The organism is Phytohabitans rumicis, assembly GCF_011764445.1.
In the GTDB taxonomy this organism is placed as follows: Bacteria; Actinomycetota; Actinomycetes; order Mycobacteriales; family Micromonosporaceae; genus Phytohabitans; species Phytohabitans rumicis.
Map to the genome: position 1 here is coordinate 387,529 of NZ_BLPG01000002.1, position 12,896 is coordinate 400,424.

At 74.2% G+C, this 12,896-nt stretch carries 8 protein-coding genes; 6 read left to right on the forward strand and 2 right to left on the reverse strand.

Going from position 1 to position 12,896, the window contains the following annotated elements; all coding sequences use genetic code 11:
* The first annotated feature begins 141 nt into the window (after positions 1–141).
* Genes Prum_RS45450 through Prum_RS45460 form a run of 3 tightly spaced genes read left to right on the forward strand, consistent with a single transcriptional unit; the run spans position 142 to position 5,037 of the window.
* Positions 142–1,095: a dihydrodipicolinate synthase family protein gene (locus tag Prum_RS45450; RefSeq protein WP_173085437.1), complete on the forward strand. Its 954-nt coding sequence runs from the start codon at positions 142–144 to the stop codon at positions 1,093–1,095.
* Positions 1,073–3,163 carry a golvesin C-terminal-like domain-containing protein gene (locus Prum_RS45455; RefSeq protein ID WP_173085440.1) on the forward strand — a complete coding sequence of 697 codons (2,091 nt, stop codon included), beginning with the start codon at positions 1,073–1,075 and terminating at the stop codon, positions 3,161–3,163. The genes Prum_RS45450 and Prum_RS45455 overlap by 23 nt, the downstream gene beginning before the upstream one ends.
* Positions 3,160–5,037 (forward strand): glycoside hydrolase family 127 protein, encoded by a 1,878-nt coding sequence (locus Prum_RS45460; protein WP_173085442.1) that lies wholly within the window; start codon positions 3,160–3,162, stop codon positions 5,035–5,037. Before Prum_RS45455 ends, Prum_RS45460 begins: the two co-directional genes overlap by 4 nt.
* Positions 5,038–5,258: 221 nt before the next feature.
* On the opposite strand, the gene Prum_RS50390 is transcribed toward Prum_RS45460, so the two are convergent.
* Positions 5,259–6,155 carry a hypothetical protein gene (locus tag Prum_RS50390; protein WP_218577896.1) on the reverse strand — a complete coding sequence of 299 codons (897 nt, stop codon included), beginning with the start codon at positions 6,153–6,155 and terminating at the stop codon, positions 5,259–5,261.
* Positions 6,155–8,947, reverse strand: coding sequence for an ATP-binding protein (locus Prum_RS45465; protein WP_218577897.1), 2,793 nt, complete (start codon positions 8,945–8,947; stop codon positions 6,155–6,157). Before Prum_RS45465 ends, Prum_RS50390 begins: the two co-directional genes overlap by 1 nt.
* A gap of 211 nt (positions 8,948–9,158) precedes the next feature.
* Here Prum_RS45465 and Prum_RS45470 point away from each other — a divergent pair, with 211 nt between their 5' ends.
* The 3 genes from Prum_RS45470 (at position 9,159) to Prum_RS45480 (ending at position 12,890) form a co-directional block, all read left to right on the forward strand.
* Positions 9,159–9,611: a hypothetical protein gene (locus Prum_RS45470; RefSeq protein ID WP_173085444.1), complete on the forward strand. Its 453-nt coding sequence runs from the start codon at positions 9,159–9,161 to the stop codon at positions 9,609–9,611.
* Complete coding sequence (locus Prum_RS45475) at positions 9,518–11,410, forward strand: metallophosphoesterase family protein (RefSeq protein ID WP_173085446.1); 1,893 nt, start codon at positions 9,518–9,520, stop codon at positions 11,408–11,410. Before Prum_RS45470 ends, Prum_RS45475 begins: the two co-directional genes overlap by 94 nt.
* A 208-nt stretch (positions 11,411–11,618) precedes the next feature.
* Positions 11,619–12,890: a hypothetical protein gene (locus tag Prum_RS45480; protein ID WP_173085448.1), complete on the forward strand. Its 1,272-nt coding sequence runs from the start codon at positions 11,619–11,621 to the stop codon at positions 12,888–12,890.
* The last annotated feature ends 6 nt before the right edge of the window (positions 12,891–12,896 follow it).

A 12,896-nucleotide genomic window follows, 5' to 3' on the forward strand; every position in this document is an offset into this window, starting at 1 on the left:
TGCGTCCTAGCTCGGATGGCTCAACAGTTTCGGCCCAGGGCTTCGCAACTGTCAATAGGCAACTCATCGGTAACGGCGGCGAATTACTAATACCTATTAGCGTCTGGTGCGCTGATCATGTTGGCGGTAGCGTCCGGGGCCATGCCGACCGCTGACCCCCACGCCGGCCACCCGGTCGCCGGGGTGACCATCCCGCTCGTCACCGCGCTGGACGCGCACGGCCGGCCCGACGCGGCGGCCGTCCAACCGCTGCTGGCGCACCTCGCGGCCGCCGGGATCACCACGCTGATGCTGGCCGGCACCAACGGTGAGGGCCCCGCGCTGTCCGCGAACGCCGTGCGGGCGTACGCCGAAGACGTGTCGGCGCGGTGGCGCGAACTGGCCGGGGCGCCCGCCCGGATCACGGTCACCGTGGCCGGCGCCGGCACCCGCGAAACGCTGGACCGCGTGGCGGCGCTCGCCGACGTCGACCTGGACGCCGTCGTGGCGCTGGCCCCGTTCTACTTTCGACACACGCAACCCGAGCTGTACGCACACTTCCGCGCCGTCGTCGCATGCGGCCGGCCGGTCGTGGTCTACAACAGCCCGCTGTACACCGGCAACGCGCTCACCGTGGACACCGTCGGCCGCCTGCTCGACGAGCCGGGCGTCATCGGACTCAAGGACAGCTCCGCCGACGACGAGCTCCTGGCGAAGCTCTGCGACCTGGCCCGGGACCGGGACGACGTGCATGTGGCCCAGGGCGTGGAGTGGCGGATGGCCAGCGCGCTGCACGCCGGCGCGACCGGGGTGGTGCCCGGCGTCGCCATGCTCGCCCCCGCGCTCTGCCTCGACCTGTTCCGGCTCGGGCTACGCGGCGAGCACGCGGCCGCCGCCGAGCGCCAGCGCGACGTCGACCGGCTACGCGCCCTCTTCGGCGTACGGCCGGGCGCCAGCGGCGTCGTAGCCATGAAGACCGCCCTGCACCTGCTCGGGCTCTGCCCGCCGCACGCCGTACCGCCGTTCCTGCCGTACTCCGACGACGAACTGGCCGCCCTCCGCGCCGTACTCGCCGAGACTTTAGGAGAAGCCCATGACCTCGTCCCCCATCAGTAGACGAACCTTCACCCTCGGGCTCGCCGCCGGCGCCGCCGCGGTCGCCCTGCCGTCCCCGGCCTCCGCGTCCGGCCCGCCCGCCGCGCCGTTCTTCGAGGAGAACACCCTCTGGGACTCGGCCGTCGACCCGCTGTCCAGCTACTTCGTGCACGGGCTGGCCGTACTGCCGGACGACACCATCCTGGTGTGCGTCGAGGGCCGGCACGAGACGTGCGACGCCGGCCCGCACGACCTGCTGCTGCGGCGCAGCACCGACGGCGGGCGCACCTGGACCCCGCAGCAGGTGCTGGCGGAGGCGGTCAACGGCGAGACCTTCGCCAACCCCACCTTCGTCGTCGACCACGTCACCGGCGAGGTGTTCCTGTTCCACAACAACTGCGTCCGGCTGCCGGAGAACACCACCTGCTCGGCCGACTCCAGCACGTTCTACGTCACGTCCAGCACCGACGGCGGCGCCACCTGGAGCGAGCGCCAGGACCTGACCGGCCTGTTCGCCCACTTCTCCTACAACTGGGCGATGCACGGGCCGGGCCCCGGCCACGGCATCCAGCTCCGCAATGGACGGTTGCTGGTCGCCGTCTCGCACCGCACCATCATCACCGGCGTACCGACCGCCGAGCGTAACTACGGCGTCTCCACCGTCTACAGCGACGACCACGGCCGCACCTGGCTGTCCGGCGGCGCGGTGCCGATGAGCCCGGACACCCCCACCGTGGGCGAGGCCCGGGTGGTCGAGCGCGCCGACGGCACCATCGTCATGAACAGCCGGCCCGGCTCCGGGCAGGACTGGCCGCGCAGCATCTCGGTCAGCGACGACGGCGGCATCACCTGGTCGCCGACCCGCAACGACAACGGCGCCGGGCTGTTCAACGGCTGCGACGCCAGCCTCATCCGGTACACCGGCGGCCCGCGCAGCCGGGACGTGGACCGGATGCTCTTCAGCCGCCCGGACGCGCCGATGCGGTGGAACATGACCGTGTCGGTCAGCTACGACGAGGGCAACTCGTTCCGGTACAGCCGGGTCGTCAATCCGGGCCGGTCGTACTACTCGGACCTGGCGCGCATGTCCGACGGCACCATCGTCCTGGCGTACGGCTGCGACGGCGACCTCGACGGCAGCCCGCGCCGGCTGGCCGTCGCCCGCTTCAACCTGGAGTGGCTCACACAGGGCCGGGACACCCCGCGGTCCGGCCCACGCCTGACCGAGGACGCACACGACCTGGGCTGCCCCGCGCCCCGAGCGCGTGTCTCCGGCGGCACCGTGAGCTTCGTCAAGGAGGCCACCGCGCGCGGCGGCGCCCGCGCCGCGTACACGCCCGCGGCAACCGGGGACTTCATCGAGTACCCCTTCGTCGTCGGCCGGGGCGGCGAGTACGAACTGTGGCTGCGCTACTTCCGCACGCTCGACGGCGGGGTCGTCCGGATCACCGTCGACGGCCAGACCCCGCGGGTCTCCACACTGGACATGACCGCCTGGCGCAACAACGGGTACGACGTGGCGCGGCTGGACCAGCTGCGGCTGCGGCCCGGCCGGCACACCATCCGGTTCACGCTCGCCGGCCCCGGACGCGGCGGCGGCACGGCCATCGGGCTCGACGAGCTGAGCCTCGTACAGGCCCCCACCCCGGCCGACGTCCGCGAGGAAATCACCGTCGACAATGGAAACTTCGGCTTCCAGGTGGTGTCCGGCACCTGGCCCAGCAGCCGGGGCGTCGCCGGATACTACGGCTTCAACTACCTCTCGCACGCCGCCGGCACCGGCGCGAGCGCGGTCCGCTGGTGGCCGGCGCTGCCCGGCGACGACCGGTACGAGGTGCTCGTCTCGTACTCACCGGGGACCAACCGGGCGACGAACGCGACGTACACCGTCAACCACGCGGACGGCAGCACCCCGGTGGCGGTCAACCAGAAGCTCGCCGGTACCCCGGACCCGCGCAGCGGCCAGTGGGTCTCGCTCGGCGTGTTCCGCTTCGACGGCGGCGTCGGCGGGGACGTGGTGCTCACCGACGCCGCCGACGCGGTCGTCATCGCCGACGGGGTCCGGTTCGTGCGGCAGGCCGCCGCATGACGCCGGTCTCCCCCAGCCCCGCGGCGACGGTGGCCCTGCGGCCGCTGGACGGCGCCCGCCTCGCGGACGGCTTCTGGGCGCGCCGGGCCGTCACCAACCGCGCCGCGATCCCGGTCGGGTACGACCGGCTCGCCAAGGTCGGCAGCATCGCGAACCTGCGGATAGCGGCCGGTTCACAGGCCGGCGAGGCGGCCGGGCAGAGCTTCCGGGACTCCGACGTGTACAAGTGGCTGGAGGCGGTCGCGTGGGAGCACGGCCGTGATCCCGACCCGGCCCTGCTGGCGTGGCTGCGCGAGTTCGGCGGCACCCTCGCCGCCGCGCAGCGCAAGGACGGCTACCTCAACTCCGCCATCCAGATCTGCGGCGAGGAGCCGTACGCGGCGCTGTGGATGAGCCACGAACACTATTGCGCCGGGCACCTCTTCCAGGCCGCCGTGGCGGCGGCCCGGGCCACCGGCGAGACCGGGCTGCTGGAGGTCGCCACCCGGTTCGGCGACCACCTCGCCGACACGTTCGGTCCCGGCGCCGACCTGCGGCCCGAACTGGACGGGCACCCGGTCGTCGAGATGGGCCTCGTGGAGCTGTACCGGCAGACCGGCGAGCGGCGCTACCTCGACCTGGCCCGGCACTTCGTCGACGCCCGCGGGCACGGCTGGGCCGCCAAGTCCGGCTTCGACCCCTCGCACTACGGCGACCCCGCCCACTACTCCGACCGGGTACCCGTGCGCGAGGCGTCCACGGTGGAGGGTCACGCGGTGCGGGCCATCTACTTCGCCGCGGGCGCCACCGACGTCGCCATCGAGACCGGCGACGCCGAGTTGCTCGCCGCGGTGCGCCGCCAGTACGACGCGATGCGCCGGGGCAAGCAACACGTCACCGGCGCGGTCGGCTCCCGGTGGGACGGCGAGGCGTTCGGCGAGGCGTACGAGCTGCCGCCGGACCGGGCGTACGCGGAGACGTGCGCGGCGATCGGTGCGATGCAGTGGGCGTGGCGGCTGCTGCTGGCCACCGGCGAGCCGCAGTACGCCGACCAGATCGAGCTGCTGCTGTACAACGCCGTCCTGCCCGGGGTGTCGCTGACCGACGCCGACTACTTCTACGTGAACACGCTGCACCGGCGCACCGGCGCCCGGGGCGACCTGGAGCGCTCCCCCGCACACGGCCGGCGGCCCTGGTTCAACTGCGCCTGCTGCCCGCCCAACGTGATGCGCACCCTGGCCAGCCTGCCCGCCTACCTGGCCACCGGCACCGCGGACGGACTCCAGGTGCACCAGTACGCCCCGGCCTCCCTGCGCGCCGGCGAGTTCGCCGTGGACGTCGACACCGCATACCCGTGGGACGGCCAGGTGACCGTGACCGTGCGGGAGGCGCCACCACGGGAGGTGGAGCTGGCGCTGCGGGTGCCGGACTGGGCCCAAGGGTCCACTCTGGACGGACGACCGGTGCCGGCCGGCGCGTACGCCCGGGTCCGGCGGGTGTTCCGCGCGGGCGAGCAGGTGTCGCTGGACCTGCCCATGCCCGCCCGCCTGCTGGTGGCCGACGACCGGGTGGACGCCACCCGCGGCTGCGTCGCGGTCGCCCGCGGCCCGCTGGTGTACACCATCGAGCAGCCCGACCAGCCGGACGGCGCTGTCCTGGAGGACCTGCGCATCGACCCGTCCGCACCACTGCACCCCGAGCACCGGTCGGACCTGCTCGACGGCGTCACCGTCCTGCACGCCGAGGGCGCGGTCCTGGAGCCCGCCGGCTCGCCGTACCGGGCGTACGGCGCACCGGCGCCGCGGACGCGACCCGCGGCGCTCACCCTCGTCCCGTACTACGCCTGGGCCAACCGCGGCCCGCACCCCATGCGGGTGTGGATCCCCACGATCTGAGGGAGCCGCCGGGCGCTCCAGCCCGCGCGGCGCGTTCGCCGCGTCGTCGATCAAGAAGTTCAGCGTCGATCAAGGGCATATGGCCGTGCTTTGATCTCCGATCCACGACCGTTTGCCCTTGATCGACGCACGATCCCTTGATCGAGGTGACGCAGACCGGCGCGAGCTCAAGGTCGCCGTGCCACCCCGCCGCGTCCGTCGATCAAGGACTTCCCCGCCGATCAAGGGCAAAGGGTCGCGGAAAAGAGATCCAAGCACGGCCATATGCCCTTGATCGACGCAGAGGTCCTTGATCGCCGCGGAGAGCGGCGGGCGGGGAGAATGGCGGGAGGGTTAGTCGGCGCCGAGGGCGGCGCGCAGGTCATGGCGGGTGCCGGCGCCCAGGCGCTCACGGATCGTGTCCAGGGTCCGGCCCACCGCGCGGGAGTGAGGAAGAGCGCCTCGGCGATCTCGTGCTCGTCGGCGCCGTCGGCGTACCGTGCCGCGATCCGCTGCTCGCTCGTCGTGAGCGGGGCCGGCGCGGGCGGCGCGGCGGCGCCGTCGTGGCGCAGCGCGTCGGAGATCTGGCCGCACAGCGCCTCGGCGCCGCAGCGCCGCGCCACCTCGTACGCCCGGTACAGCAGCGAGGTCCGCTCCGCCGTGGCGGTCGCGGCGTGCGTGGCGAGCGCGTGCAGAGCCCGGGCGTACTCCAGCCGGCCGTGCGAGCCGGCGAGCAGCGCGACCGCCTCGCGCAGGTGCGGGACGCCCGCGGCGCCGCGCAGCACGCCGAGCTGGCACAGGGTGCGGCCGAGCAGCGCCGGCGCGCCCCACCGGCGGGCCACGGCCAGTTCGTCCGACATAACGTCGATCGCCTCGGCGCGGCGCCCGATGCCGGCGAGCGCCCGGGCCCGCAGCGACCGCGCCGGCCGCCACGTCGGGTTCGCCATCCCGGGTACGAGATGGGCCACCGCGTCCAGCCGGGCCAGCGCCTCGGCGTGCCGGTGCTCGGCGATCAGCACCGCCGCCTCGGCCTCACCGAACAGCCGCGCGCCGTCGGCGATGCGCGGCCGCGGCCGGACCCGCTCCACGAGGGCCCGCGCGCCGCCGAGGTCGCCGCGGTCCACCAGGATGTCGATCATCAGCGCCTCGACGAACGCGTGGGCGAAGGTGGAGCCCCACTCGCGGACTGCTCGTACGAGGTGACGAGCGACTGGTACGCCTCCCGCAGGTCGCCGCGCAGCCACTCGGCGTGCCCGCGCCAGAGGTGGGCGGCGAGCGCCGCGAAGAGCGAGCCCTTGCGATGGGCGTGCGCCTGGGCCGCCTCCCAGAACGCGAACGTGTCCTCCTCAGCGAGGTTCAACGCCGTCCCGGCGGCCGCCCACAGCAGCCCGTTGTCGGCGTCCAAGAGCACACCGTCAGCGATCGCGAACCGCGCCAGCGCCACCGCCCGCTCCCGGTCAGCACTGTCCATCACCGCCTCCCAGGCGAGGTCGGCGGCCAGCATCCGGGCGCCGGGTCCGTCGCCGTGTACGGCCGGTGCCGGCCCGCGCCATCGGCGCTGGTCGACGTCGTGCAGGTAGCCGCCGATCCGGGCCAGGGCGAGCAGCCCCTGCTTGTCGTCGTCGCGCCCGTCGCCGGGCTCGCCGAACAGTTCCGCCGTCGCCCCGCGCGCGAACGTGGACGCCTCGCCGACCGGCCCGGCGAAGACCAGCGTGCGGGCGAGCATCAGCGCCGCCCGGATCCGCGCCGCCCGGTCCGGCAGCGTCTCGTACGCCTCCCGCAGGTGACGAAGGGCGGCCTGGCCGTCCCTGGACGCTTGCACCCGGCCCAGCTCGAGCAGCACCAGCGGGCGCCGGTCCGGCGCGGGCGGCTCGGCGAGCGCCCGGGTCAGATAGGTGGCCGCGGCGTCGGCCGCGCCCCGGTCGCCGGCCCGTGCTGCGGCCCGGCCGAGCACCCGCACCACCCACGGATCGCCGCGGTGCGGCACGTGCAGCAGTTGGGCGCCCACCTGCTCGGCGCTGGCGCCGACCGCATCGAGGGCCCGGGCCGCCCGGTCGTGGTGCATCTGGCGCTCGCCGGGCGGCAGGTCGCGGTAGACCGCGTCGGCCACGAGCGGATGCACGAAGCCCAGCGGGTAGTCGTCGCGGAGCACCTCGGCTCGGGCCAGGGCGGCGACGGCCGCCGCCGCGGCGTCCTCGGGCAGCTCGGCCAGCGCCGCCACGGCGGGGAGCGCGGCGCCGTTGCCGAGCACGGCGACCGCCCGCGCCACCGCGGTCGCGTCCGGCAGCAGCTGGGCGAGCCGGGTCAGCACCAGGCTGGACACGGCTCGCGAACCGATCGCGGTCACCGTTCCGGCGTGTGCCGCGTCCGGGCGTACCCCCTGCGCCTGCACGGCCCGCAGGAGCTGGCGCAGCAGCAGCGGATTGCCCGAGGTGGCGCGGTAACACGCGTTGACGAACGCGCCGTGGGCGCCGGCGAGCCGGCGGCGGACCAGGTCGCCGGTGCCGTCGACGGTGAGCGGGCCCGGCCGCACGGAGGTGGTCTCCGGGCTGTGCGCCAGCTCGGCCAGGAGCGCCTCGTCGTCGTACGGGCCACCGGTCCGCAGCGCCGCGACGATCACGACGGGCAGCCCTTCCATGCGGTGCGCCAGGTAGGCCAGGTACCGCAGCGACGCGGTGTCGCACCACTGCAGGTCGTCGACGGTCAGCAGCAGCGGCCCGTCGCCGGACAGGCGCACGGTGAGCCAGTACAAGCCGTGCAGGACGGCGAGCGAGCCGTCCGGGGCGGCGGCGACGTCGAAGACCGCCTCGGCGGCCCGGGCGGCGCCGGTCAGCAGCCGGGCGCCGCGCTCCGGTTCGGCGACGGCCGGCTCGAAGAGCTGCCGCACCGCGCCGAACCCGTACTCGCGTTCCAGGTGGCCGCCGCGGGCCGCCAGCGTCTCGAACCCGAGGCCGGCGGCCAGCCGCCGGGCCTCGCCCAGCAACCGGGTCTTGCCGATCCCGGCGGGTCCTTCGACCAGCATCAGCCGCGCCCGCCCCTCCAGCGCACCGGCGAGGCAGCCGCGCAGCTCCGCCACCTCGCGTTCGCGCTCGACGAGGTCGTCCACTACCGGCGGCTCCGCCACGGCGTACCCGGGACTGCCGGACCCCGGCGGCGCCGGCACCGGGAGCGACTGGGCCCGGACCTCCTCCTCCAAGGCCCGCAGCGCGGGCCCGGGGTCGACGCCGAGCTCGTCGGCGAGCGTCCGGCGGGCGCGGCTCAGCGCCGCGAGCGCGTCGCCCTGCCGGTGCGCCCGGTAGAGCGCGAGCACGAGCAGCCGCCAGCGCTCCTCGCGCAGCGGCTGCTCGCCCACCAGGGCCTCGATCTCGGGTACGACCACCGCCGCCTCGCCGCAGCACAGGCGCGCCGCCACCAGCTGCTCGCGGGCCACCTCCCGCAGCTCGTGCAGGCGGGCGATCTCGGCGGCTGCCCACGGCTCCCCCGCGTAGTCGGCGAAGGCCGGCCCGCGCCACAGGGCCAGGGCACGGGTCAGCACGGCGACGGCCTCGACCGCGTCGGCGGCGCCGGCCGCCCGCAGCAGGTCTTCGAACTGGCTGGCGTCGACGGTGTCCGGGGCGATCCGCAGGGCGTATCCGGTGCCCTGGCTGACGATGACGGAGCCGCGCGAGCGGGCCGCGCGCCCGGGCTCCAGCACCCGTCGCAGGTGCGAGACGTACGACTGGAGCGCCGCCAGTGGCCGGGGCGGCGGTTCGTCACCCCACAGGCAGTCGATCAGGCGATCGCTGGAGACAGCGTCGCCGCGGGCCGTCACGAGCACGGCGAGCACCGCCCGCTGCCGGCGCCCGCCCAGCTCCAACGGGTGCCCGGCGCGGGTGGCGGTGACCGGGCCGAGCACGTTGAGCCGCAGCTCGTCGTCGAGGCCCGCACGCACAGACGCCGTCCCCCAATCGCCCCCCGCAGCGCCAGACCCAAAAACCTTATGCCACCGGGCGAACGGCGACTGTCGGCCAAGCGACGCTCCGGCTCGGCCGATCGTCCACATCTGACTTGAGCCGCGGCTCAAGTCGCGGTTAACCGTCCACAAAGTACCCCGCAAGTCGGACGCAAGTGGGCCGCAAGTGGGCCGGGGCACGCTGGCGGCCATGACTGACCTGTCGCCGGCGGCCACGGAGCCGCCCTGGAAGCTCGCGCAGCGGCTGGAGAACCTGCCGATCGTGCTCGCCGGGCCGATCGTGCGGCACGCCACCGACACCGAGGTCACCGTGTGGCTGGCGCTCCGGCAGCGGCAACGGGTGCGGCTCGTGGTCTACCGGAATCGGGACGGCTCGGGCGATCCGATCGCCGAGGGCACACGGACGACCGTGGCGGTGGGCGCGCACCTGCACATCGTCGCGGTCACGGCGCGGGTCTCCGGTGACGACGAGATGACGGCGGGCGTCAGCTACCGCTACGACGTACGGCTGGGCGACGGTGCCGGTCAGGGGCTCACGGATCCGGGATCGTGTCGTGCGACGAGGACGACGAGGTACGCCGGCAGGTGCTCGGGTTCGGCGACGAGACGCTGCCCAGCTTCGCCCTCCCGCCCGGCGACCTGAGCCGGCTGCGGATCGTCCACGGCTCGTGCCGCAAGCTGCACGGCAAATTCAACGACGGGTTGGCCACCGTCGGGTACCTCATCGACAAGGCGCGGGCGGAGAGCACCGCCGAGGACCCGTGGTCGCTGATCCGCCCGCACCTGCTCCTGCTCACCGGCGACCAGATCTACGCCGACGACGTCGCCGACAGCGTGCTCGCCATGTGTACGGACTTCGGCGACACCCTGCTCGGCTGGCCGGTACCCGGTGAGTGGCTGCCCGGCGTACCCCTGCCGAACTGGCCGACGGCACTGCCCCCGGGCACCCGCACCGACCTGGCGCTCGACGCCGCCGGCTTCACCGGCGGGCTGAAACACCCGGAACTGGCCAAGAGCCATCTCATGGGACTCGGCGAGTTTCTGGCGATGTACCTGCTCGCCTGGTCACCGACGCTGTGGCCGGACGAGCTGCCGGTCAGCGAGGGCGGTGACTGGTGGGAACGCCAGTGGGTGCAGCAGCTCAGGCAGACCTTGCCACGGGTCCGGCGCGCGCTCGCGAACGTCGTCACCTACATGATCCTGGACGACCACGAGGTCACCGACGACTGGAACCTGAGCCGGGACTGGTGCCGGCGGGTCTGGGGCGAGGAGGAGCACGAGTCCACGCCCAAGCCGCTCGCCCGGCGCATCGTCACCAACGCCCTGCTGGCGTACGCGCTGTGCCAGGCGTGGGGCAACACCCCCGACCGGTTCACCGCCGCGGGCGCGGCCGGCACCCAGATCCTGACCGAGGTCGAGGGCTCGCCGGGCGCGCCGGACCGGCCCGGCTGGAACGGCCAGCCGTACCGGCAGCCGGTGCTCGACCGGATCGCCGACCTGCTGGGCGTGCCGACCGGCCGGCTCCCGGCGGCCCGGCGCGGAGCCTCCGTGCTGCCCAAACACACCAGTGCCCTGCGGTACGACTACAGCGTCACCTGGCCCGGCCGGCCGTTCGAGCTGATCGTGACCGACCCGCGCACGGCGCGCATGTTCGACCCGGACCCGCAGGCGGCGCCCGGTGTGCTCTCGGACGACGCCCTGGTCGCGCAGCTGCCGGCGCCGGCGGCGGCCCCGTACCTGACGATCGTCGTCATCCCGGGACCGGTGCTCGGCGTGCCGGTTGCGGAGCGGCTCCAGCGGAAGCTGACCAGCGAGCTGAACAACTACTATCTGGACGACGAGGCGTGGGCGCTGCGCCCGAAGACCTACCACCGGCTGCTCGGACGGCTGGCGCACCGGCCCCGCGTGCTGATGCTGTCCGGCGACGTCCACATGGGATTCACCATCAAGGCGGGCCTGTGGGCCCGCCAGCCCTACGGCGAGCCCGCTCCGGTGGCCACCCCGCTGCGCAGCGACATCGCTCAGCTCACCGCCAGCTCGTTCCGTCACCCGGCCGGGCACACGTTCGCCCTCACTGCCACCGGCTGGCGGGCGCTGCCCTTGCGGGAACTCTTCCAGGAGAACCTGGAAGACGCGGCGTGCTGGCCCGCGAAGCTGACACCCGAGGTCGACTGGGCCTTCCACCCGGCCGGCATCGGCAACTCCTGGCAGGACTCGTTCAAGCAGGAACCGGCCTGGCTGGACGTGACGGCAGGCCGGCAGCGCCCGCGGGTCTTCGTGCCCGAACACTGGCGGGTGCGGCTGCGGTACATCACGGGCTGGCGGCACAGCCCGGCCGTCATCTCCCCGGTGCGCCGACCCCGGAGGGTGCGACCGCCGGCGCCGTCATCGGCTGGGTCGGGGACGTCCTCGGCGTCGCCGTCACCGCGGCGGAACGCCTAGTCGGTACCGAGGTCGTCGGCTTCAACAACGTCGGCGAGATCCGGCTGGCCTCCGGTGACGGCACCGCGTACGGCGCGCTGCGCGTCACCCACCACCTGTGGTGGGACATCTCGGACACCGGCCGGCCGACCCAATGCACCATCGCGCCGGTGGTCCTGAACCCGACCGACTACTCCGACATCCCCGCGCAGGTCTGGGAGCCCAAGCCATGAGCGACTTCGACGCCGGCCGCGCGCTGGCCCGCGAGATCGGCCTGCTGCTGGAACCGATCCGGGCCGCCACCGACGACCCGATCCGGCTGGCCCGGCTGCTCACCGAGCTGGGCTGGGACCTGAGCAGCCTGACGAACTTCCCGGTGGACCGGTTCCGGCAACTGCTGGACAACGTCCGCGCCGCGGTCGAGCAGTTGCGCAAGCTCGCCGACAACCCGACCACCGACCTGGCCGCGTACAAGCCGCTGCTCGGGCAGCTGCGCACCTGCTTCACCGCGGTCAAGGACCTGCGCAAGGCCCTCGACGGCATCGCCGGCATCGAGCTGCCGGACGCCCCGAAGCTGGGCACCGACCTGGTCAACTGGCTGGTCGTCACGTACCTGCGGCAGCAGCGGCCCACGCTGGGCACGGTGCTGTGGGCGCTCGCGCTGATCGACGGGCCGGCTCCGGCGTCCGCCGTGGTGCTGGACCCGCAGTCCAAGTTCCCGGTGCGGTACGCCTCCTCGGTGCCCCGGGTCCGCCTCGACCGCCTGCCCGACCTGCTCCGCGACCCGCTGGACACGCTGCACGAGCGGTACGTCGGGCCGGACGGCCTGGCCACCCGGGAGCTCACCGACGCGGTAGCCGACCGGGTCCTGCCCGCCCTGGCGGACCTCCTCAACGAGATCGGCGCCGTCGCCACGTACGGGTACGACGTCCCCGAGCTCGGCGAGAGCGCGGAGGCGGCCCGGCACCTGCTGCACGTACGGATGCCCGGCGCCGAGGACCCCGCGGTCCCACCGCTGTTCGAGCTGGTCGCCGGGCTTCTCGGGGACGAGGACGCGGGACTCGGCCTGGTGCTGTCGCCGCGCGGGACGCTCGCGCTGGACCGCGAGTCCGAGGACTGGCGGGTCACACTGACCACCGCGCTGCAGGCGGCCACCGTCATCGCGGTCGGGCCGGACGGCCTGCACACCGACCTGGACAGCACGGACGTCCGGCTGCGCGCCGACCTGCGCGTCGTGCGCACCGTGTCGGCCGGCAAGACGCTGCGCATCGGCGCCGTCGACGGTACCCGCCTGGAGATCAAGGGCCCGTTCACCGTCACCGCGTACGCCGACCTGAGCCGGGACAACCAGGACTTCGGGGTCGAGCTCAGCGCGGGGCGGCCAGGCTGGTCGTCGCCGCCGCCGACGCCGGCGGCTTCCTGCGGGAGGTCCTGCCCGCCGGCGCCAAGCTGGACTTCCAGCTCGGCATCGGCTGGTCGCGGCGGCGCGGGCTGTACCTGACCGGGT

Coding starts and splice junctions, on each gene's coding strand:
- Prum_RS45450 (WP_173085437.1), top strand. CDS start 142: ATGCCGACCGCTGACCCCCACGCCGGCCACCCGGTCGCCGGGGTGACC.
- Prum_RS45455 (WP_173085440.1), top strand. CDS start 1,073: ATGACCTCGTCCCCCATCAGTAGACGAACCTTCACCCTCGGGCTCGCC.
- Prum_RS45460 (WP_173085442.1), top strand. CDS start 3,160: ATGACGCCGGTCTCCCCCAGCCCCGCGGCGACGGTGGCCCTGCGGCCG.
- Prum_RS50390 (WP_218577896.1), bottom strand. CDS start 6,155: ATGATCGACATCCTGGTGGACCGCGGCGACCTCGGCGGCGCGCGGGCC.
- Prum_RS45470 (WP_173085444.1), top strand. CDS start 9,159: ATGACTGACCTGTCGCCGGCGGCCACGGAGCCGCCCTGGAAGCTCGCG.
- Prum_RS45480 (WP_173085448.1), top strand. CDS start 11,619: ATGAGCGACTTCGACGCCGGCCGCGCGCTGGCCCGCGAGATCGGCCTG.